A 22,087-nucleotide genomic window follows, 5' to 3' on the forward strand; every position below is an offset into this window, starting at 1 on the left:
TTTATAGATGGAAGGTGATGGAATTGGATATAGCTACAGTAGTAGGCATAGTAGTGGCAGTAGGGGCTATAGTGTATGGATATACACTGGGTGGAGGTACTCTTGATTCTTTAATTGATGTGGGTTCTGCTATCCTAGTGATTGGGGGTACTATAGGGGCTACTATAGTTTCTTATTCTATGGATGATATTAAAAAAGTTCCGAGGCTTTTGGTTAAGGCTTTTAAAAATCAAAGTAATAATTATTTGGAGATAATAAAATATTTTGCTTATTTGGCTCAAAAAGCCAGAAGTGAAGGGCTTCTAAGCCTTGAATCGGAAATGGAGTCTGAAAAGATAAAAAATTTTGACCCTATATTGAAAGAGTGCTTAGAGTTAGTTGTTGATGGATCTGATATGGAACTTATTAAAACGACCATGGAGAACAAGATCTACATAGAGGATATGGAAGCTAAAAAAGAAGCGGGCATTTTTGAGGCAGCGGGTGGCTATGCTCCTACAATGGGTCTTATAGGAACAGTTGTGGGACTTATTAAAGTGTTGCTTGAATTAGATGATCCGAGCCAAATAGGACCTTCTGTCTCCTTAGCATTTATAACTACCTTATATGGTGCGCTTTTAGCAAACTTATTTTTTCTTCCTATTGCTCAAAAATTAAGAAATAAAGCCTCTATTAAAAGAATAGAAAAAGAGTTGATATTAGAAGGAAGTCTTTCACTGCAAGCTGGGGAAAATCCAAGGATATTAGAGAGGAAGTTAATGACATTTATCACACAGGCGCAGCTTAAAAATACGTCTCAGAAAGGCGGTGTAGAGTTAAATGAGGAGATGGGAGGAAGATGAATCGAAATTGAATACCGGTAGATGGGTTCTTACTTATTCTGATATGATGAGCTTGCTTTTGGTGTTTTTTATTGTGTTATACTCAATAAGTACTCTTAATGCAGCCAAATTTGCTCAGCTTTCTGTTTCTTTGAGCAGAGCTTTTGGTGGAAGTGATTATGTAATAGGTCAATACATGGGGGATAGTTTTGTTCAAGGTAATAGTGGAGACAAAAACAGTTTAGGAGAAATTGAAAAACAGCTAGAGGGTTTTGTAAAAGAAAACAACCTTCAAGGTATGGTAACAAGTTATATAGATGAAAGAGGACTTGTAATAAGTTTACAAGATACTCTTCTTTTTGATTTAGGTTCTGCCGACGTACATCCGGAAGAAAAAGACGTTTTGATAAAAATAGGTAATATGTTAAAAACTCTTCCTAACCATATTAGAGTGGAAGGTTTTACTGATGACCTTCCTATACATAATAATAAATTTGATTCAAATTGGGAATTATCTGTTATACGAGCGACCAATGTAGTAAAAATATTAGTACATGAAGCAGGTGTTGATCCAAAGAAAATATCGGCAGTAGGATATGGGGAATACAGGCCTGTTGTTCCAAATGATTCTGAAGAACATAGAAGACTTAATAGAAGAGTAGACATTGTTATTATGAATGCGGAGTATGATAAATGGGAGCCTAAAAGCCCGGATTAAAAAATTTTATAATTCCTCATATTCTACTATGTTTTTATTTTATTGACAAAAAATTTACAATATTATATAATTCAATTACATAGTAGAATGAGGTGAGGACAGTGGGCAAAAAGACCATAGTATCAATGGCTGTAGTAAGAAGGCTCCCAAGATATCATAGATACCTTGAAGAACTTCTTAAAAATGATGTAAAACGTATTTCCTCAAGGGAATTAAGTGAAAAAATGGGAGTTACTGCTTCCCAGATTAGGCAGGATTTAAATAATTTTGGTGGATTTGGGCAGCAGGGATATGGTTATAATGTGGAAGAACTTTATAATAATTTGACTAAGATTTTAGGCCTTGATAAAACCTACAATACTATTATCATAGGGGCAGGAAATCTTGGGCAAGCGATTGCTAATTATACCAGTTTTGAAAAATCCGGTTTTAATTTAAAAGGTATTTTTGACATTAATCCACGATTGTTTGGGCTTAAAATTAGGGATGTTGAAGTGATGGACGTAGAAACTGTAGAGGATTTTATTGCTCGCAACAAAATCGATATCGGTATTTTGTGTATTCCAAAAGACAATGCTCAGTATATTGCTGACAGGCTGGTGAAAGCAGGAATCAAAGCGATATGGAATTTTTCGCCTATAGATTTAAAGGTACCGGATGATGTAATTTTAGAAAATGTACATTTAAGTGATAGCTTATTTACTGTATCATATAGATTAAATGAAGGGGAGCTTTTTAAAAAGTTAAAAGGAGAAACTGCTAAAATAGATGGATAGTAAATTTTCCTATCCATCTATTTTAATTTATGATATTTTTAAAAGGTGAAGAAAAAAAGAATATGCCTAAAAAGAAAGCTGGTAAGAGGTCTATATAGTTCTTCTTGTCAGATTTTATTTTTAATTGACATTCTAATTAATAAAAATTACAATTATATTTGAGATTATGTAAAGTAGAAAGGCGAGAAGAATGGATAAGTTGGCGATTTGGGAAGTATTTTTATTTTCAGTACCAGAGGCGGCAGTTATAATAAGTATTGCATTTGGCTTAGCAGGAGCAGAATTTCTGCCAATGAAGATTTTGTATATGAGCTTGTTAACCGGATTCATATTATACTTTATAAGACCATTGATTAGTAGTTATATTGTAAATGTTATACTTTATATCGGTACCTTAATGATATTGTTTTTGACATTTAAAGTTATGGACTTTTTTAAAGGGATGATGAGCATTATTTTAGCTGTCTCCATTTACTTAATAATAGAATATCTGAATGTTACAGCAATTCAATTTTTGCTTGATTTAGAACCTGTACTTTTATTGAAGGACTATGTCCTGCGATTTGAGTGTTTTTTACCCCAATTATTAACGGCGATATTGGTTTCTTTTGTTATACGCAAGTATAAACTTTCTTTGTTTACAGAGTAGAGTAAGGTATTGGGAGATGAATTTATATGTTAAGAATAGTTGTTGCAGAAGACGATATAAATTTTAGAAAAGAACTCACAAAAATTCTTTTAACAATAGAAGACGTAAGTGTTGAATATTCTACGGGAGACGGGAAAGACGCATTAGAAGCATTAATTAAAATTAGACCGAACGTTGCTATTTTAGATATAGGATTACCACGAATATCGGGAATTGAGGTAGCGAGAAAGATTAGAGAATACATGCCCTTTCTGGAGATAATTTTTATTACTTCCTTTGAGGAATACATAAAAGATGCGGTGAAACTTTATGCCTCTGATTATATTGAGAAACCTCTTGATGAGAAGAGGCTGAGAGAAACTTTAGAGAGGATAAAGGAAAAACTTTTTGAAATAGAAAATGTCGTTCCTTTTAAAACGGAAGACGGGGTAAAGCTTGTCAATCCAAAGGAGATTTACTGTGTTCGTGCCAGTAAAAAAAGGAGTATAGTTTATACCCACAGAGAAAAATTTATATGCGATTATTCTTTAAAGGAAATAGAGGAATTGTTAGACAGCAACATGTTTTTTAGAACAAATCGGTCTTTTCTAGTGAACCTCTTTAAAGTTGAGTTATTAAAAGACAACAATAGAACTTCCTTTGAGATATGTTTTAAAGGTTCAAATTATAAGGCTTATCTCTCTAAAGAATTGTATGAAGAATTTAGGAGGAGAATAAAAGCTATTTACAGATCATAGTTAGATTGGAAGAGGTTTTATGTTTAAAGATAGTTACAAAAATGCGATGATGATTTATGTAGTGCAAATGGTATTGATAGTAATACTGGTTAATAACAATTTTATGAAAAGCCTTGATGTATTTCAGCCCAAAAATCAAGAGTTGTTCAGGATTTTCATAGGAATTTTGATTTTTATATTGAATGGACTTTCTATTTTTGTGTTAAGGGGGCTATATGCCAAGAATAAAGAAGAACGCCAATATTTAATAAATAGTATTAAATTTAAATATATAGAAGAACAAAATCGAATTTACAGGCAAAATCACCACGATATAAAAAATCATTTGATAGTTATTTCTGAATTAGTCAAGGAAAAAAGATATAGTGAACTGGAAAGTTATTTGTTTTCGTACATGGAAGAAATTGACAAAAATTTAGTGACAATAAACACAGGTATAAATGAAATTGATATATTGCTTTATTCGAAAATAAGTAATGCTAAAAGCAAAGGGATTGAAGTGGATTTTAAGTGTGATACACAAATCCAATGCAGTAAAAAACATGTGCTTAATTTAGTCTCGGTTTTAGGAAATTTAATAGACAATGCAATAGAAGCTTGTGATGAAATGGAAAAAGATAAATACATGATTATAGAATTGAAAGAAGATCCAATAGATTACATATTTCATGTAAAGAATAGGTATAATTTTCAGAAAGATATAGAACCATCTACCTATTTTGAAGAAGGCTTTTCTACAAAAGAGGGTAGAGGAAGAGGAGAAGGATTGCATATTGTCAGAAATATAGTGGAAAAGTATAGAGGCGAAATTGATGTTCAAACCGAGGAAGGTTATTTTGACATTATTGTAGAAATTCCTAAATTTTCTTTGGAGGGCGATTGAAATTAATATAGAAAAGTTAGCTGAGACGTTGGCACAAAGACTGTTTAAAACTCAAAATTTGACGGATATTGAGATGGCAAAAATACAATATGGTATAAGCTTAATTTTAGGGGTAATAATTGAATTTACTTTAGTTTATGCTATTTCTTTAATATTAGGGATTGGCTTTTACACTGCAGTAATAATGTTTTCAGCTCTTTTTCTGAGAATAAATACAGGAGGAGCTCATTGCACAACTTATAATAGGTGTATAACTTTTACAGCATTTTATTTTATACCTTTTTCTGCTTTAGCAAAATTTGTAGACGTTCATTTTTCTTTATACCTTAAAATTTTTGTAAGCTTATTGTTATATTTTATAGTTTTAGTGATGGTGAAAAATAATAAATTTTACAGAGCTGTAATCATGTTTTTAATTGGCATAAATATTCTTCTGTTTTTTGCAAATACAATAGTTGGCGTTAAAGTATTATTTTTAATATCTATTGGCTTTACATTACAAGCTATTATGAGGACTACCTTAGGAGAAACTATTGTAGAAATAGCAGATGCTTTTTTAAAAAAAGCAGGGATATAAAAATTTTTTTATTTTTTATAGCATTTTTATGTAAATATAGGTAAATAATATATTTTTATACAAAAATTTTATGGTTTTTTAAGGAATATATCTCATTTTTTACATAAAAAAATGGCATTTTTCGTAAATCTTTGGATATATTTAGGCGAAAAATGCATTTTCGTTCCCAAAAATGACACTTTCGTTCCGAAATCCACACAAAAGGTATTAAATGTTGTATAATTAAATAAAGTTAAGTGGGAGGTGAATTTGTGATGAAAAAGATACACCCACTATCACTGTTAGGAACACTGCTTACATTTTTAGGTACATTGGGACTTGTAACGCCTGCTTGCATCGGCTGGTTTTATAAGCCTCAAGTTCCTAATGCTTTGCAGAAAAAGTAATACATCTCAAAGATCTTTTCTACCCTTCCCTCGTGGGTTTCAACATTTTTCCTGAGTTTTTGATAAGTTTAAATTGGTTTTGTGCCGAGCTTTTCGGCACTTTTTATTTTAGTGTTTAAAAATGAAATATTCTCATTTCAAGAATTGTCTTGACTTAAAAAGAAAAGAGAAGTTATAATAAGCATTGAAGGGATATAGGGACGGGGGGTATGCATTGCTGGTTTTTTTAAGATGGGATAACAATACTGTTTTTTGTAATTGAAAAATTTATATAAAAACGTATAATTAATATTGTAAAACAATTCAAAAGATTATTGGCCGGTTTTCAGATTGCTATTTAGGAGGTTGCTCTGTTGAAGGTTTATTCTTTAGTTGGAGAAAGTGGGACGGGAAAAAGCCATCATGCTTCTTTTATTGCTGGCAAGTATGGCATCAGATATATCATTGATGATGGAATTTTAATAAAAGGTAATAACATAATTGCAGGGGTTTCTGCCAAAAAAGAGGCTACAAAAATTGGAGCTATAAAAAGAGCATTATTTACTGATTCTAAGCATGTAGAGGAAGTAAAAAAAGCTATTGAAGAAGCAAAACCTGATAAAATCCTCATAATAGGTACTTCTGATAAAATGGTGGATACTATAGCCGAAAAATTGGGGCTTCCGCCAGTGAGTGTAAGGGTATATATTGAAGATGTAGTTCCCCCTAAGCAGATTGAAATAGCCCGTGAAAAACGGTTGTTGGAGGGGAAGCATGTTATCCCTGCTCCAACATTTGAAGTTAAAAAGCAGTTCTCTGGATATTTTTTAGACCCTCTCAGGATTTTTAGAAGAAATAAAGGTGGTTATTTTGAAAAGACAATAGTAAGGCCTAATTACAGTTACTTAGGGAAATACACCATTTCTGAAAGTGTTATAAATTCAATAGTGGCTCATGAACTTATATTGTTTAGGGAGGTCTACAAAGTTAATAGAGTTTTGACGGAAAAAAGACCTGAAGGAATAATTTTAAAAATAGATGTTTCAATGAAGTATGGATGCCAAATTATGCCTGTTTTAAAAGAAGCTATGAAAAATATAAAAAAACAATTGGAGTATATGACGGCTTTAAATGTCCTCAATATGGACATTTATGTAAAAAATCTGCATATTGAAAAAGCAAATTCTGGAGAAAAGGGTGTGTGATATGTACAAAATTGTGCGAAAAGAGGTACTAAATCCTGTTGTCAAACTGATGGATATTGAAGCGCCAAGAGTTGCTAAGAGTGCAAAACCTGGTCAGTTTGTCATTATTAGAATTTATGATAAAGGGGAAAGAATCCCTCTTACTATCGCTGATTATGACCCGAAAAAAGGAACAGTTACAATTGTATTTCAAGAAGTTGGGAAATCCACCAAATTGTTAGGTGCTCTCAATGAAGGAGATTATATTTTAGATTTTGTAGGGCCTTTAGGGAATTCTATGGAGGTTCCCAAGGAAGCCAAAAAAATATTAGGTGTTGGTGGCGGTGTTGGTATACCTGCCCTTTATCCTAAATTAAAAGCGTTACATCAGGAAGGATATAGAGTTGAAGCAATTCTTGGCGGTAGAAGTGAAGAATATGTAATTTTTAAGAAAGAAATGGAGGCTGTCTGCGACAAAGTATATTATGCTACAGATGATGGTACTCTAGGGAAAAAAGGCTTTGTGACAGATGTATTGAAAGAAGTATTGGAAAATGATAAAGAAATAGATTATATTATTACAGTTGGTCCTGTCATAATGATGAAAAATGTTTGCAAGATGACCAAAGAATACAATATACCAACTATAGTCAGTATGAACCCATTGATGGTAGACGGTACAGGAATGTGCGGTGCTTGTAGAATTGAAGTTGGCGGTGAGACAAAATTTGTATGTATGGATGGCCCAATTTTTGATGGTCATCTTGTGAATTTTGACTTAGCTATGACAAGGCTTAATATGTTTAAACAACAAGAAAAACTATCATTAGAACTTTATGAGCATGGAGGTGGTCACCATGGCCGTTAAAGATAGAGTTCCTATGAAAGAGCAAGATCCAAAAGAAAGGATAAAGAATTTTAATGAAGTAGCATTGGGTTATGCAGAGGAGGAAGCAATTCTAGAGGCTTCAAGGTGCCTTCAATGCCCTAAGCCTACTTGTGTGGCCGGGTGCCCTGTCCATGTTAGAATACCAGAGTTTATAAAGGCTATTACAAAAAAAGAATTTGAGGAAGCTTATAAAATAATAAAAAGCACAAATAGTTTACCCGCTGTTTGTGGAAGGGTGTGTCCACAAGAGGAGCAGTGCGAGAAAAATTGTGTGTTAAATAAGATTGGAAAACCTATCGCTATTGGAAGACTGGAGAGGTTTGTAGCTGATTATGCCCTTGAGAATAATGTTGAAGAAGAAGTAAAACCTGAAAAGAAAAATAAAAAAGTAGCTATAATAGGAGGAGGACCTGCAGGGCTTACCTGTGCAGGAGACCTTTTGAAAATGGGTTATGATGTCACAATTTTTGAGGCTTTACATGCTTTGGGTGGAGTTTTAACTTACGGCATTCCTGAGTTTAGGCTGCCAAAGAGAATTGTAGAAGCGGAAATAGAAAGAGTAAAGAAATTAGGGGCAAAAGTTGAGACAAACGTGGTTGTAGGAAGGACAGTTACGATTGACCAGTTAATGGAGGAAGAAGGCTTTGAAGCAGTATTCGTTGGCACAGGTGCTGGACTTCCGAAGTTAATGGATATTCCGGGCAAGAATTTGAACGGCGTTTATTCTGCTAATGAATTTTTGACAAGAATAAATCTTATGAAAGCATATAAATTTCCTGAGTATGATACTCCTATTGCAGTAGGTAAGAGAGTAGCTGTAATAGGTGGAGGAAACGTTGCAATGGATGCCGCTCGTTCTGCTCTAAGACTTGAAGGAGTAGAAGAGGTAATAGTAGTATATAGGCGTTCGAAAGAAGAGATGCCAGCGAGATTAGAAGAAATAGAGCATGCGGTTGAAGAAGGGATAAAATTTGAGTTTTTAGCTAACCCTATAAGGATAAATGGGACAGAAGATGGATGGGTAAAAAGCATGGATGTAATAAGAATGGAATTAGGTGAGCCTGATAGCTCAGGAAGAAGGAGACCTATTGAAATACCGGGGTCTGAATTTACCATAGAAGTAGATACAGTGATTATGGCATTAGGCACAAGTCCTAATAATTTAATTCCTTCTACCACAAAGGATATTGATGTACAGAGGTGGGGTGGAATTATAGCCGATGAGACAGGTAAAACTTCAAAGCCTGGTGTTTTTGCTGGAGGAGATGCAGTAACTGGAGCTGCTACTGTAATACTTGCGATGGGAGCAGGTAAACAGGCGGCAAAAGCCATAGATGAGTATTTGAGAAATAAAAAATAATCAGTATATATATCGAAATAATATAGAAAATATGAATTATTATGCAAAAATTTCTTGTAGCATTTACAAATAATATGAGAAATGGCATAACGATTAAGATGTTTTGTAAAATATACCCATAAACGGGTATATTTTTTTTAAAATGATTAAAAAAATAGAAAGCTTACAATAAAAAAACTTTTACAAAAGAAAAAAATGTGATAAAATGCACTTAAATGTATTATTATACGGGCCTTTATTTAGACATTGAAACAACCTAATTTACCGAAAAAATGAGATTTTAAAAGCTTAATTGAATTAATTACAAAATATTGAGACAGGAGGTAATTGCAATGACCATATGGTCAAAATCAAATGATGTACTAGGGACAGTAAACAGAGGAAATCCATCGGAATCCGGCTTGTGTACACTTTGCATGGCGGATTGCCAGGGGAAGTGCGAAACATGGCTTTCCAGTCTTCTGGGCAGAAAAATGTTGTATCCTAGAGATTTTGGTATGGTAACAGCCGGAAGTAACAACACAACGTCTATTGGCGTATCTTACAATTCATTGAGGATAATGGGGTATAATTATGGCGCTTATGGGTTGGACCAAAATATTTCCGATTCTTCTGATGACTGCATATTCCCAAATGTAAATATTGAAACTGAATTTGGCAGTGAAGAAAAAACAAAATCAAGAATTCCTATTATGACTGGTGCTCTCGGGTCGACTTTTATTGCAGCAAAGTATTGGGACCCATTAGCTATAGGTGCGGCTCTTGTAGGCTTTCCGATAGTAATAGGCGAAAATGTGGCAGGTATTGATAAGGAGGCAGTAATAGAAAATGGTAGAATTAGAAAAGCACCGGAACTAGACAGAAGAATAAATACTTATCTTCGTTATTTTGATGGATATGGGGCTATTATTGTCCAGGTGAATGTAGAAGATTTAAGGAATGGTGTGGCAGAATATGTTATTGAAAAGTACGGTGATAAGGTAATAATAGAGCTTAAATGGGGACAAGGTGCAAAGAGTATTGGTGGCGAAATTCAAGTTAAGGATATTGAATATGCTACTTTCTTAAAAAAGAGGGGTTATATCGTGGATCCTGATCCAGAAAAGCCTGAAATTGTTGAAGGATTTAAAAATGGTGCTGTAAAATCTTTTGCAAGGCACAGTAGACTCGGATATACTCATCTATCTTCTCCTGAAGAAGTAAGAGAAGAATTTATGAAAACCGTAGAGTACTTGCGAAAAATCGGGTATAAAAAAATCACATTAAAAACTGGCTCCTATAGTATGGATAGTTTAGCTATGGCCATAAAGTTTGCTACCGAAGCAAAACTTGATCTACTCACAATCGATGGTTCAGGCGGCGGAACTGGCATGAGTCCGTGGAATATGATGCAGACATGGGGTGTTCCGTCTATACTTCTGCATTCGAAAGCATATGAGTACGCATCAATCCTCGCAAATAAAGGACAGAAAGTGGTTGATATGGCCTTTGCTGGTGGTTTTGCAAGAGAAGACCATATTTTTAAAGCCCTTGCCCTGGGAGCACCATTTACAAAGTTAGTTTGCATGGGAAGAGCATTGATGATACCAGCCTTTGTAGGTTCGAATATAGAAGGGGTACTGCATCCGGAAAGGAAAGGCAAGGTAAATGGAAATTGGGACAAGTTGCCGCCGACGGTTTCTCAGCTCGGCCTCAAAGCAGAGGAAATTTTCGCAGGTTACTATGAGGTGAAAAAGAAAGTGGGAGAAAATGAAATGAAAAATATACCTTATGGAGCTATAGCCGTATGGACTTTAGCGGATAAATTGGCTGCAGGTTTGCAGCAGCTAATGGCGGGGGCAAGAAAGTTTTCTCTAAAAGCAATTTCAAGAGAAGATATTGCTTCGGTCAACCGGGAAACTGAAAGGGAAACTGGGATACCCTTTATCACAGATATAAGAAATGATGTTGCGAGAGATATTTTAAATTCTTAAAATAATAGTCTCTCCATGGAGCCTCTATTCTTTTTGTGATGTTTTCTTCTTTAATATTCTTTCAATTATTCTTTAAGTGGTATATATCTATACACTTATTTAAGAAAAAGCCGGTTTTCGGCTTTTTTTTGTACAGAAAAAATTATATAATAATAATTAACAGGACAGAGAAATATGATATTTAGTAAGTAAATAAACTCAATGTGGGTGAGGAAGATGAAATATAGTGTGGAAGAAAAGGGGACAAAGGTTATTGTAAGGGGGATTGAAGATTTTAATCTTAAGGAGACTTTTGAATGCGGACAGTGTTTTAGATGGAATGAAGAAGAGGACGGGAGCTATACAGGGGTTGCTTACGATAGAGTGGTAAACGTGAAATTGGAAGAAGACATGTTGATAATTGACAATACAGATTTAAATGACTTTTATGACATTTGGTTTGACTATTTTGATTTAGGAAGGGATTATAAAAAAATAAAAGAAAATCTTTCAAGAGATCCCATATTAAAAGAAGCAATTCAATATGGGCAAGGTATAAGGATTTTACGCCAAGACACATGGGAAACTTTAGTCTCTTTTATAATCTCACAAAACAATAGGATACCTCAAATAAAAAAAGTCATAGAAAATCTCGCCAGTTCTTTTGGAGAGCCAATCGAGTATAAAGGAAAAATTTATTATACTTTTCCTAAAGCAGAAGAATTGGTTATGTTTGATGTAGACACAATTGCCAAAACAAAATGCGGCTTTAGGGCGAAATATATACTGGATGCGGCTTCTAAAGTTTTTTCTGGAGAGATCGATCTTTTAAAATTGTTTGAATACAGCACTAATGAGATAAGAGATATTCTTATGAATATAAACGGGGTTGGTCCGAAAGTTGCAGATTGTGTTATTTTGTATTCTATAGGTAGATACGATACTTTTCCTACAGATGTATGGATAAAAAGAATTGTCGAATATTTGTATTTAAAAAGAGAGGGGACTCCTTTAGAAATTCAATTATTTGCGATAGATAAGTTTGGAGATTTATCTGGTTTTGCTCAACAGTATTTATTCTATTATGGTAGGGAGATGGGGAAAAAGATCTTTAACGAAAGGAAGAAGTAAATGGTAGGAACTATTGTAAATTCAATTGCAATAATTGTGGGTGGCACTATTGGTACTCTCCTTAAAGTAGGGATTCCAGAAAGGTTTAAAAATATTGTCATGCAAGGAGTAGCGTTAAGCGTGATGATAATTGGAATTTCCAATGGACTTCAGTTTAGTAATTTAATGGTAGTAATTATAAGTCTCGTAATAGGAGGGATCGTAGGAGAAGCTTTAAATATTGAAGAACATTTAAATAAGTTGGGAGATGTGTTGCAAAAAAAATTAAGTAAAGATAAGAGTTCTACAATTAGCAAAGGTTTTGTGACAGCAAGTTTAGTTTATTGCATTGGTGCTATGGCAATTATAGGTGCTTTGAAGGATGGACTTTCAGGAGACCACAGTATATTATTTGCTAAATCTGTTTTAGATGGAATTTCTTCAATAATTTTTGCTTCCACTTTTGGAATAGGTGTTGCTTTTTCAGCTGTTTCTGTATTTTTGTATCAAGGGTCTATTTCGCTGGGAGCATCTTTTTTGCAAGGACTTTTAACAAAAACAGTTATAAATGACATGACAGCTGTAGGTGGAATATTGATATTTGCTATTTCTTTAAATATGTTAGAAATAAAAAACATAAAAGTAGGAAATTTGCTGCCGGCTATTTTTATACCCATTTTTTATCAATTTTTGCTAAATATTATAAAAAGATTTTAGGCGGTGCGAATATGAAACAACTAAAAAGCATTGACGTAGCCAGAATTGCTGTAAAAATGGCTATGTCAACGAGAGAAGAAGAAGAGAGTTTAAAACACAAATATTGGCAACAGGGAGTTAAGGTGGCAGCTGTTAACTATGGTGGAGAATACGTAAATTCTATATCTAAAATTATTGAAAGAGCGGTAGTAGCGGCTAAGAGAGAAGGAATTATAGAGGAAACTCATGCTGCAGAAGGAGCTGTAGCAGGGGCGGCGCATGAGGCTGCTGTACAAGTCATGAACAAAGCTATGGGACTCAATGTAGGTGGCAAAATAGGCATTGCCTATGCTGATGAGCATCTTTGTGTCTGCGTGTTTTTTGCAGTAGGTATGCTAAACTTAAATGAAGTAGCCATAGGCTTAGGTCACAGGTCATTAAAATGAGGGGTTACCCCCTCATGCTTTTTTTAAAGCCTCTTCTATGTTTATCATTCCACTTCCTTGTGTCCATAGACCTGCATCGTCAATTTTTACTGCTGTTGCTTTTAAAATATTTTTTATTTGTACATTTGTCAAATTAGGATTTTTTTCAAGAAGTAGAGCTGCTGCTCCTGCTACCATTGGAGTTGCCATTGAAGTCCCTGTCGCTGTTCTATAAGCTTTATTTATCATGATTTCATCTGCGCCAAAAGGAATGTTTCCTGAGGCAGTAGAAATTATTTTTACACCCGGTGCTACTATGTCTGGTTTATATAGATAAGGTGAACCTCTTCCAGAAAATTGAGCTATTTCGTCATCGCTTACGTCGGAGGTCCTTTTGTCATCTACTGCTCCTACAGTTATTACATTTTTACTGTTGCCAGGGGAAGTTATTGTGTTGTAATTGGGGCCTGAGTTTCCAGCTGCAACAGTTACTACTAATCCATTTCTCCAAAGAGTATTTACTCCTCTCACTAAAGGATCTAAAAAAGTAGGAAGGGAAGGAGTTTCACCTATTGAGAGAGAAACTACTCGTATATTGTATTTGTCTTTATTATCTAAAATCCATTGCATTCCTGCTAATATGTCAGAGGATAAGCCCCTGCCATAAGCATCTAATACTTTTACTGCTACTATATTGGCTTCTGGAGCTACGCCTTTGTACTTGCCGCCAGAAGCATATCCATTCCCCGTTGCATCACCAGCTACATGAGTGCCGTGACCATTGTCATCATAGGGTTGCTTTTTTCCATTTACTACATCGTGAAATGCTACTATGCGGTTTTTTGGTTTGGTAAAATCAGGGTGAGGATATATTCCGGTATCTAAAAAGGCAATTGTCACTCCCTTACCGGAGTATCCTAAATCGTTCGCTTTTCGAGAGGCAATTTCTTGGGTGGCAATATAAAGCTGCAGTTTAACAGTTGAATCTTGTGCTATAAAATAAACTCCCTTTAATGCTGCAAGATTTTTTAGTTTATCACAAGGTAAATTTACTGACCAGCCTTTGATTATTGGCAGTTCGAATTTTATGCTACCTCCTAATTTTTCGATTTTTTCTTTTAAGATGTAATAAGGTAAATGGGAATATAATATTCCAGGGACACATTCACTTCTTAGATATACTGCTTTTTTTAGAAGTCTTTTATCAATTTTATTTGATACATAAATTTCCTTTGCTATTTTAGAAAAAGCAATTATAGGAATAAGATTCATTAGCGCACCTCCTTTCATGCTATTAACACAATATGTGAAATATAAAAAATTGTTAGTGGAAATTTAAAAAGTGTCACCGTATAAAGTTATGTCATATTATGTAGTAGGTCGTTAAAGACCCACATAGTAAAAGATGAAATTTGAAAGGAGGAAAATATTTATGCCAGTAGATAAAGGTGGAGCAGGATGGGGATTTGGATGGTTTTGGATCATAATCATCATATTGTTAATCTGCTTGTTTATCCCAGGATTTATTGTTGAAGAACCAAAAGCCTAATTAAACATTAAAATTTTTTATAAAGGGGGATCAATATGGCAGGAACAAGTTCAGTTTTTGGGCAAAGCAATTTGCTGTTTTTCTTCTTGATACTTGTATTAGCACTTGGCGGAGAGTGGCTTAATGTAACATGGTCTTTAGAGACATTGTTGTTCTTCTTTATACTCCTTGTAATAATAATGAATGGTGGGTTAGGCTGGTTTTTAAATGAGGTCAAATAATTTTAAAGGGCTCTATCCTGCGATAGAGCCCTTTTTACTTAAATTATTTAATAAATTATATATGGAGTGATAATATATGTCTTTTTCTGGAGATACTCTGCTCTTCTTTTTTGTAGTTTTAACTTTGATACTGGATGTAAGATTTGAGCTTGAAAGTCTATTGTTTTTCTTTTTAATACTTGTAATTTTACAGGAAGAAAAACCGCGAAAAAAAGCAAAGAATCTTTTTTGGTTATTAACAGGTATTAATTTTAGTAACGCAAATCTTTAAAATTACGGGAAATCTAATAATAATAGACTAGCCCCTTTCATATATTTAGTAAGAGATTAAAAATAGGGGGAATTTGTTTTGCAAAGAGAGATTTTATTAAAAATACTGGCTATAGAACTTTTAATAGTAGCTTTTGTGAGATTTCAAATGATGGGTGTAGAAAGAGAGAAAAATGAGACTGTACCTTCCTCAGGTTCTGATGATAATGGTAAGTTCTTACTACCACAAGAAGATAAAAAGTCGACAATTAATGTGTATGAAATGGTAACAAAAAGTAAAAATTTTGTAGAAAGCGTAAAGCCCTATTTATGCAAAAGAGATCAATATTATGTAGATATTTTTTCTAAAATAGCAGAGATAATTGAGATACAAAAAGATTTAATGAATCTTTCCCAAGAAGAAATTGAGGCAATGGACAAAACTCAGGTAGACAAAATAGGGATTTTAAAAGCAATAAAACCTTATATTGCAGAAGACAAGCAAATTATAATAGATAAGTTTTTAAAATTCCACGAAGCATTAAAGAACTTGCAACAAAGACTAGAAAAATACACAAAAGAAGAGGATAAAGATAACTTTTTTGATAAAATAGTAGATATTTATGAAGCTATACGGCCTATAATACCAGAAGAAAAAATAGAGGAAACTGATAAAATTGCAAAGAATATAAAATTATTAGAGGTATTAAACAAAGCAGAAGGAATTATGAACAGTATGAAAGAGGAGAAAAAACAATCTCAACAAGCAACCAGAGATTTTTATGAAGAAATAACAGAGGAGGAAGAAGAAAAAAGCGAAGAAATAAAAGAAATAGAAGTTGACCTAAAAGAGGGAGAAAAAGATGAGGAAGAAATGGAACAGGAATTGCCAAATAAGGAAGAAAATTTACTTCCTCAAGGTATGTCTGAACAGCAATTAGCAGCTATAAACAATTTAAAATCTATGCTTACAAAAGAACAACAGCAATACATGTATAATATGATAAATTATCTGAAGCAACAGGGTTTGGTTAATTTGTCTAATAAAGAAAAAAGTGACTTAGAAAAAGGGGAATAAATTTTCCCTATATTTTTTATTTAAAAATACAAATTATAGAAACACAATTTAAATCAATAAATAATGGCATAAAATTAAAATATTTGGGTAAAATCATAAATAATACGACTATATGGCCTAAAATAGGCTATAATAAAGTTTGATATGTTTAATTACTTAAATTAATATAGAGATTGGGATTAGCACTCACATAAGTTGAGTGCTAATAAATAAAGGAGGAGGGATAAGGTATATGAGATTAAAACCACTTGGAGACAGAGTTGTAGTCAAAGTAATTCAGGCAGAAGAAGTTACAAAAGGTGGAGTTATTTTGCCAGGTACTGCAAAAGAGAAACCACAACAAGGTGAAGTAGTTGCAGTAGGAACAGGGCAATACATAGACGGCAAAAAGGTAGAGTTAGAAGTGAAAGTCGGCGATAGAGTGATCTTCTCCAAGTATGCCGGGACAGAAGTTAAGTTGGATGGGGAAGAATATCTACTTTTAAGAGAAAGTGATATTTTAGCAATTATAGAATAAGGAGGTAGTTGAAAATGGCAAAACAGATCAAATATGGAGAAGAAGCCCGCAGAGCATTAGAAAGAGGAGTTAATGCAGTTGCAGATACTGTAAAAGTTACATTGGGTCCAAGAGGGCGTAATGTAGTATTGGACAAAAAATATGGTTCACCTACGGTTACAAATGATGGTGTTACCATTGCAAGAGAAATTGAATTAGAAGATCCATTTGAAAATCAAGGTGCGCAGCTTTTGAAAGAAGTGGCTACAAAAACTAACGATGTTGCAGGAGACGGTACAACCACTGCAACGCTTCTAGCTCAGGCTATGGTTCGCGAGGGACTCAAAAACCTTGCTGCAGGAGCTAACCCAATGCTTTTAAGAAGAGGTATTGCGAAGGCTGTAGATGCTGCAGTTGAGGGGTTAAAGAGGATATCCAAACCTATTGATAATAAAGAATCAATTGCTCACGTTGCTTCTATATCTGCTGCTGATGAAGAGATAGGCAATCTCATTGCCGAAGCAATGGACAAAGTAGGTAAAGATGGAGTTATAACTGTTGAAGAATCAAAGACTTTAGGTACAACCCTTGAGGTTGTTGAAGGAATGCAATTTGATAGAGGATATATTTCTCCATACATGGTAACTGATGCTGAAAAAATGGAAGCAGTATTAGAGGAGCCTGTTATACTCATAACAGACAAAAAACTTTCAAATGTCCAAGACTTGTTGCCACTTTTGGAACAAATAGTACAACAGGGTAAAAAACTCCTTATTATAGCTGATGATGTAGAAGGAGAAGCTTTGGCAACATTAGTTGTCAACAAATTGAGAGGTACATTTACTTGTGTTGCAGTAAAAGCTCCTGGCTTTGGCGACAGAAGAAAAGAAATGTTACAAGATATAGCAATACTCACAGGTGGTCAAGTAATTTCAGAAGAATTAGGTTACGACTTAAAAGATGTGAGATTAGATATGCTTGGCCGTGCAAGACAAGTGAAAGTTACAAAAGAGAATACCACAATTGTAGGCGGAGCAGGCGATGCTGCAGAAATTAAGAAGAGAGTAAATCAAATTAAAGCTCAGATTGAAGAAACTACTTCTGATTATGATAGAGAAAAATTACAAGAAAGATTGGCAAAATTAGCAGGTGGCGTAGCTGTTATTCAAGCTGGTGCTGCGACTGAAACAGAGCTTAAAGAAAAGAAACACAGAATTGAAGACGCATTGGCGGCTACAAAAGCAGCAGTAGAAGAAGGTATAGTACCCGGTGGCGGAATTGCACTTTTAAATGTAATAGAAGATGTGCAAAAAGTAGTTGACTCTTTAGATGGCGATTTCAAGACAGGTGCTAAAATAGTTTTAAGGGCATTAGAAGAACCTGTAAGGCAAATTGCAGCAAATGCTGGTGTTGATGGTTCTGTAATAATAGAAAAAATAAAGGCTGCTAAAGATCCTCACTTCGGATATGATGCTTACAAGGAAGAGTTTACAGACATGTTCAAAGCAGGTATCGTAGACCCAACAAAGGTTACAAGGACAGCTTTACAAAATGCTGCATCAATTGCTTCAATGATACTTACAACAGAAGCAGTAGTGGTAGATATACCAGAGAAGAATACAACACCTAATCCCGGTGCAGGAATGGATATGATGTAATTAAAAAGGGGTCTAAGCGAAAGCTTGGTCCCCTTTTTAGTTATTTGGCCTTGACAGCTTTATAATTGTCTGATAAAATACTTCTGTAATAAGTTTTTAAGCGCCCGTAGCTCAGCAGGATAGAGCAGCAGTTTCCTAAACTGCGTGCCGGAGGTTCGAGTCCTCTCGGGCGCACCATTGTTTTGGGAAACAGAAATGTTAAGGATTCTGACCAGAAGTCAGAATCCTTTTAATTTTTTTGTGGATTGCTCGTGTAAAAATGGATGTTTGAGGTACAAAGTCTTGACATGGATAACGCAGTTTTTTTGTATTGTTGACATAGCAAAGTAAATTTGTTATATTGAATAATAAACTATTCATCTAACAAGTTAATAGTTTTATTAAAGAAACTCATATAATCCCGTGAATATGGCACGGGAGTTTCTACAAAGCAGCCGTAAACTGCTTTACTATGGGTGGAATTTGTTGTTGCCTTTTTGGCCTGAGGAAAATTCTACCCTCGGGCTTTTATTTATAAACGACCACGGTAATTTTGTAAATTTTATGACGTTCAAAAAAATTTTGCTAATGATATGTTATAATAAAATTAAAAAGGGAGATGTAAAATATGGAGGAAAAGTTTGTTAAAGAGGGTTTAACTTTTGACGATGTTCTTTTAATTCCTGCTAAATCTGATGTTCTTCCTAAAGATGTGGATTTAAAAACAAAGCTTACTAAAAAAATTACTTTAAACATTCCTTTGATGAGTGCTGGAATGGACACTGTTACAGAATCCAAACTTGCAATTGCTATAGCAAGAGAAGGTGGCATAGGTGTAATTCACAAAAACATGTCTATAGAAAGACAAGCTTTAGAGGTTGACAAGGTCAAAAGGTCAGAACATGGTGTCATAACGGACCCTTTCTCGCTTACTCCTGACCATACTATTAAGGACGCAGCTGAACTTATGGCGAGGTATAAAATTTCAGGAGTACCTATCACTGTTGATTCAAAACTTGTAGGAATAATTACTAATCGCGATATAAGATTTGAAGATGATTTGAATAAACCAATAAAAGAAGTTATGACAAAAGACAATTTGGTTACTGCTCCTCCTGGAACTACTCTAGAGGAAGCAAGGCAGATACTAAAAAAACACAAAATAGAAAAATTACCTTTAGTAGATGAAAACAACGTCTTAAAAGGGCTTATTACTATAAAAGATATAGAAAAAGCGGTTGAATTTCCGAATGCGGCAAAAGATAGTAAAGGAAGGCTTCTGGTGGCGGCTGCTGTCGGTGTTGGAAAAGACATGATGGATAGAGTCAAAGCATTAGTAGAAGCAGGTGTAGACGCTATCGTGATAGATACAGCTCACGGTCATTCTAAAGGGGTTTTAGATGCTGTCTCTAAAATAAAAGAAAAATATCCAGAACTGCAGTTGATAGCAGGAAATGTGGCTACTGCTGAAGCCACGAGGGATTTGATAGAGAGAGGGGCAGATTGCGTAAAAGTTGGCATTGGACCAGGGTCAATCTGTACTACGAGAGTGATCGCTGGAGTAGGAGTTCCTCAAATCACTGCTATTTACGATTGTGCTCAAGAAGCTGATAAATACGGTATTCCTATAATTGCAGATGGAGGGATTAAGTATTCAGGTGATATTGTAAAAGCCATTGCGGCGGGAGCTTCTGTAGTTATGCTGGGAAGCCTTTTTGCAGGAACAGAAGAAAGTCCCGGCGAAATAGAGATATATCAAGGAAGAAGCTATAAGGTCTACAGAGGCATGGGGTCTTTAGGAGCAATGAAGGAAGGAAGCTCAGATAGATATTTCCAAGAAGATGTAACAAAATTTGTACCAGAAGGGGTAGAAGGAAGAGTACCTTATAAGGGACCTTTAAAAGATACAGTGTATCAATTAGTTGGTGGTTTAAGAGCAGGGATGGGATATTGTGGTGTTCGCAATATTGAAGAACTTAGGACAAAAACAAAGTTTGTAAAAATAACACAGGCAGGATTAACTGAAAGTCATCCTCATGATATAATTATTACAAAGGAAGCTCCTAATTATAATTTGAGATAAAGAGGAGGATTTTAATGGGGATTAAACGGGAAGTAGTGTTAGTTTTAGATTTTGGAGGCCAATACACACAATTAATAGCGAGGAGAATAAGAGAAGCAAATGTCTTTTGCGAGATTGTTCCTTACAATATTTCTCCAGAGGAAGTACGAAAAAAAGAGCCAAAGGGAATTGTTCTTTCTGGAGGACCTGCTAGTGTATATGCAAAAAATGCTCCTAAATGCGATAAGCGGATTTTCGAATTAGGATATCCTGTGCTAGGTATATGTTATGGTGCACAACTTATGACAGAGCTTTTAGGTGGAAAAGTTGCTCCAGCACCTGTGAAGGAATATGGCAAGACAGAAATTGTTTTAAACAATACTATCCCTTTGTTTAAAGGCATAGAAAGAGACACTATTGTTTGGATGAGTCATACTGATCACATAGAACTTCCCCCTCCAGATTTTAAGGTGGTAGCTTCTACTGACAATTGCCCAATTGCAGCTATTGCGAATGTAGAAAAGAAATTGTACGCAGTTCAATTCCATCCTGAAGTTTCACATACCCATAGAGGAACAGAGATCATAAGAAATTTCTTATTTGAAGTATGTGATTGTGCGGCAGATTGGACAATGGATTCTTTGATTGAGCAGACAGTAAAAGAAATAAAAGCAAAAGTAGGAAAGCACAAAGCTGTATGCGCTCTGTCTGGTGGTGTAGATTCTTCGGTTGCTGCTGTTTTAGTAGACAGAGCCATTCACGACCAATTGGTGTGCATTTTTGTTGATACTGGGCTTTTAAGGAAAAATGAAGGAGATATGGTTATCGAAACTTTTAGAAAGAATTATGACATGAACATAATCCGGGTAGATGCAAAGGATAGATTTTTGTCACGGCTTAAAGGAGTTACGGATCCAGAAGAAAAGAGAAAAATTATTGGTAATGTTTTTATAGAAGTTTTTAAAGAAGAAGCTTTAAAAATAGGAGACGTTAAGTTTTTGGTGCAAGGGACTTTGTATCCTGATGTAATAGAAAGTGGCAATGGTGTATCTTCCACTATTAAAAGCCATCACAATGTGGGAGGTTTGCCTGAAGATATAGGCTTTGAACTTATTGAACCTTTGAAAATGCTTTTTAAAGATGAAGTGAGGCAAGTAGGAAAAGAATTAGGAATTCCTGAGGAAATATTATATAGGCAGCCATTCCCCGGCCCAGGCCTTGCAGTCAGGATCCTCGGAGAAGTTACAGAAGAAAAGTTAGAAATTTTAAGGCAAGCTGACAGCATAGTTCTAAGAGAGATGAAAAAATTTGGCTGGTATAATAAAGTGTGGCAATCTTTTGCAGTTTTGCCTGGCGTAAAAAGTGTTGGAGTTATGGGAGATGAAAGAACTTACGCTTATGCCATAATTTTGAGGGTAGTAGATAGCTACGATGGAATGACAGCGGATTGGACAAAGCTTCCTTATGAAATTTTGGAAAGCATATCAACAAGCATTACTAATGAAGTCCCAGGAGTAAACAGAGTGCTTTACGATATTACTTCAAAGCCTCCAGCAACCATAGAGTGGGAATAAAAATCCGAACATTATTTTAATTTTTTATTTAAAAATTCGCAAATGGGGTTGACTAATATTAAAAAAGTTGATAAGATAA

At 34.7% G+C, this 22,087-nt stretch carries 23 protein-coding genes, 1 tRNA gene and 1 riboswitch; of the genes, 23 read left to right on the forward strand and 1 reads right to left on the reverse strand.

All coding sequences use genetic code 11. The features are described 5' to 3' along the window. Positions 1-17 precede the first annotated feature (17 nt). The 15 genes from TMATH_RS03005 to TMATH_RS03070 all read left to right on the forward strand — a co-directional run bounded on the left by TMATH_RS03005 (position 18) and on the right by TMATH_RS03070 (position 13,163). Positions 18-842 (forward strand): motility protein A, encoded by an 825-nt coding sequence (locus TMATH_RS03005; protein ID WP_013149929.1) that lies wholly within the window; start codon positions 18-20, stop codon positions 840-842. Next, positions 820-1,539, forward strand: coding sequence for an OmpA/MotB family protein (locus TMATH_RS03010; protein WP_013149930.1), 720 nt, complete (start codon positions 820-822; stop codon positions 1,537-1,539). Before TMATH_RS03005 ends, TMATH_RS03010 begins: the two co-directional genes overlap by 23 nt. Before the next feature lie 101 nt (positions 1,540-1,640). Next, complete coding sequence (locus tag TMATH_RS03015; protein ID WP_013149931.1) at positions 1,641-2,315, forward strand: redox-sensing transcriptional repressor Rex; 675 nt, start codon at positions 1,641-1,643, stop codon at positions 2,313-2,315. Between the two features lie 190 nt (positions 2,316-2,505). Further along, the gene (locus TMATH_RS03020) at positions 2,506-2,964 is read left to right on the forward strand and encodes a hypothetical protein (protein WP_013149932.1); all 459 of its coding nucleotides are present in this window, start codon (positions 2,506-2,508) and stop codon (positions 2,962-2,964) included. 26 nt (positions 2,965-2,990) lie between these two features. Continuing rightward, a complete protein-coding gene (locus TMATH_RS03025) occupies positions 2,991-3,701 on the forward strand; it encodes a LytR/AlgR family response regulator transcription factor (protein WP_013149933.1) in 711 nt (236 codons plus the stop codon). A gap of 19 nt (positions 3,702-3,720) precedes the next feature. Then, the gene (locus TMATH_RS03030; protein ID WP_013149934.1) at positions 3,721-4,584 is read left to right on the forward strand and encodes a sensor histidine kinase; all 864 of its coding nucleotides are present in this window, start codon (positions 3,721-3,723) and stop codon (positions 4,582-4,584) included. Beyond that, positions 4,580-5,161, forward strand: a complete 582-nt coding sequence (locus TMATH_RS03035; RefSeq protein WP_013149935.1) for an accessory gene regulator B family protein — start codon at positions 4,580-4,582, stop codon at positions 5,159-5,161. Before TMATH_RS03030 ends, TMATH_RS03035 begins: the two co-directional genes overlap by 5 nt. 254 nt (positions 5,162-5,415) lie before the next feature. Next, a complete protein-coding gene (locus TMATH_RS11555) occupies positions 5,416-5,547 on the forward strand; it encodes an AgrD family cyclic lactone autoinducer peptide (protein WP_013149936.1) in 132 nt (43 codons plus the stop codon). 353 nt (positions 5,548-5,900) lie between these two features. After that, entirely contained in the window at positions 5,901-6,731 is an 831-nt protein-coding gene (locus TMATH_RS03040; protein WP_013149937.1) for an Asp23/Gls24 family envelope stress response protein, read from the forward strand. 1 nt (position 6,732) lies between these two features. Then, positions 6,733-7,578 (forward strand): sulfide/dihydroorotate dehydrogenase-like FAD/NAD-binding protein, encoded by an 846-nt coding sequence (locus tag TMATH_RS03045; protein ID WP_028992685.1) that lies wholly within the window; start codon positions 6,733-6,735, stop codon positions 7,576-7,578. Beyond that, positions 7,568-8,959: an NADPH-dependent glutamate synthase gene (gene gltA / locus TMATH_RS03050; RefSeq protein WP_013149939.1), complete on the forward strand. Its 1,392-nt coding sequence runs from the start codon at positions 7,568-7,570 to the stop codon at positions 8,957-8,959. The genes TMATH_RS03045 and gltA overlap by 11 nt, the downstream gene beginning before the upstream one ends. A gap of 332 nt (positions 8,960-9,291) precedes the next feature. Then, entirely contained in the window at positions 9,292-10,932 is a 1,641-nt protein-coding gene (locus TMATH_RS03055; protein WP_013149940.1) for a glutamate synthase-related protein, read from the forward strand. Positions 10,933-11,148: 216 nt separating this feature from the next. Continuing rightward, positions 11,149-12,042: a DNA-3-methyladenine glycosylase family protein gene (locus TMATH_RS03060; RefSeq protein WP_012994678.1), complete on the forward strand. Its 894-nt coding sequence runs from the start codon at positions 11,149-11,151 to the stop codon at positions 12,040-12,042. Next, positions 12,043-12,738 carry a DUF554 domain-containing protein gene (locus TMATH_RS03065; protein ID WP_013149941.1) on the forward strand — a complete coding sequence of 232 codons (696 nt, stop codon included), beginning with the start codon at positions 12,043-12,045 and terminating at the stop codon, positions 12,736-12,738. A gap of 11 nt (positions 12,739-12,749) precedes the next feature. Then, on the forward strand, positions 12,750-13,163 hold the full coding sequence (locus TMATH_RS03070) for a HutP family protein (protein ID WP_013149942.1): 414 nt from the start codon (positions 12,750-12,752) through the stop codon (positions 13,161-13,163). A 12-nt stretch (positions 13,164-13,175) separates the two neighbouring features. Here the strand turns inward: TMATH_RS03070 and TMATH_RS03075 are convergent, their stop codons facing one another. Continuing rightward, positions 13,176-14,414, reverse strand: coding sequence for a S8 family peptidase (locus tag TMATH_RS03075; RefSeq protein WP_012994681.1), 1,239 nt, complete (start codon positions 14,412-14,414; stop codon positions 13,176-13,178). Between the two features lie 312 nt (positions 14,415-14,726). On the opposite strand from TMATH_RS03075, the gene TMATH_RS03080 reads away from it, so the two are divergent. From TMATH_RS03080 to guaA, 8 genes are all read left to right on the forward strand, one after another. Next, the gene (locus tag TMATH_RS03080; RefSeq protein WP_012994683.1) at positions 14,727-14,912 is read left to right on the forward strand and encodes a hypothetical protein; all 186 of its coding nucleotides are present in this window, start codon (positions 14,727-14,729) and stop codon (positions 14,910-14,912) included. A gap of 76 nt (positions 14,913-14,988) precedes the next feature. Beyond that, positions 14,989-15,183, forward strand: a complete 195-nt coding sequence (locus TMATH_RS03085) for a hypothetical protein (RefSeq protein ID WP_012994684.1) — start codon at positions 14,989-14,991, stop codon at positions 15,181-15,183. 78 nt (positions 15,184-15,261) lie between these two features. Beyond that, entirely contained in the window at positions 15,262-16,239 is a 978-nt protein-coding gene (locus TMATH_RS03090) for a hypothetical protein (protein ID WP_013149943.1), read from the forward strand. A gap of 232 nt (positions 16,240-16,471) precedes the next feature. Continuing rightward, the gene (gene groES / locus TMATH_RS03095; RefSeq protein ID WP_003866817.1) at positions 16,472-16,756 is read left to right on the forward strand and encodes a co-chaperone GroES; all 285 of its coding nucleotides are present in this window, start codon (positions 16,472-16,474) and stop codon (positions 16,754-16,756) included. A gap of 14 nt (positions 16,757-16,770) precedes the next feature. Next, entirely contained in the window at positions 16,771-18,393 is a 1,623-nt protein-coding gene (groL, locus tag TMATH_RS03100; protein WP_012994686.1) for a chaperonin GroEL, read from the forward strand. A gap of 100 nt (positions 18,394-18,493) precedes the next feature. After that, positions 18,494-18,570: transfer RNA gene (locus TMATH_RS03105), tRNA-Arg, on the forward strand. Between the two features lie 193 nt (positions 18,571-18,763). Next, positions 18,764-18,865: riboswitch (purine riboswitch) on the forward strand. Between the two features lie 135 nt (positions 18,866-19,000). Further along, positions 19,001-20,455 (forward strand): IMP dehydrogenase, encoded by a 1,455-nt coding sequence (gene guaB, locus TMATH_RS03110; RefSeq protein WP_013149944.1) that lies wholly within the window; start codon positions 19,001-19,003, stop codon positions 20,453-20,455. A 14-nt stretch (positions 20,456-20,469) separates the two neighbouring features. Beyond that, positions 20,470-22,008 carry a glutamine-hydrolyzing GMP synthase gene (gene guaA, locus TMATH_RS03115; protein ID WP_013149945.1) on the forward strand — a complete coding sequence of 513 codons (1,539 nt, stop codon included), beginning with the start codon at positions 20,470-20,472 and terminating at the stop codon, positions 22,006-22,008. Positions 22,009-22,087: the final 79 nt, after the last annotated feature.

The organism is Thermoanaerobacter mathranii subsp. mathranii str. A3, from assembly GCF_000092965.1.
Classification (GTDB): Bacteria; Bacillota; Thermoanaerobacteria; order Thermoanaerobacterales; family Thermoanaerobacteraceae; genus Thermoanaerobacter; species Thermoanaerobacter thermocopriae.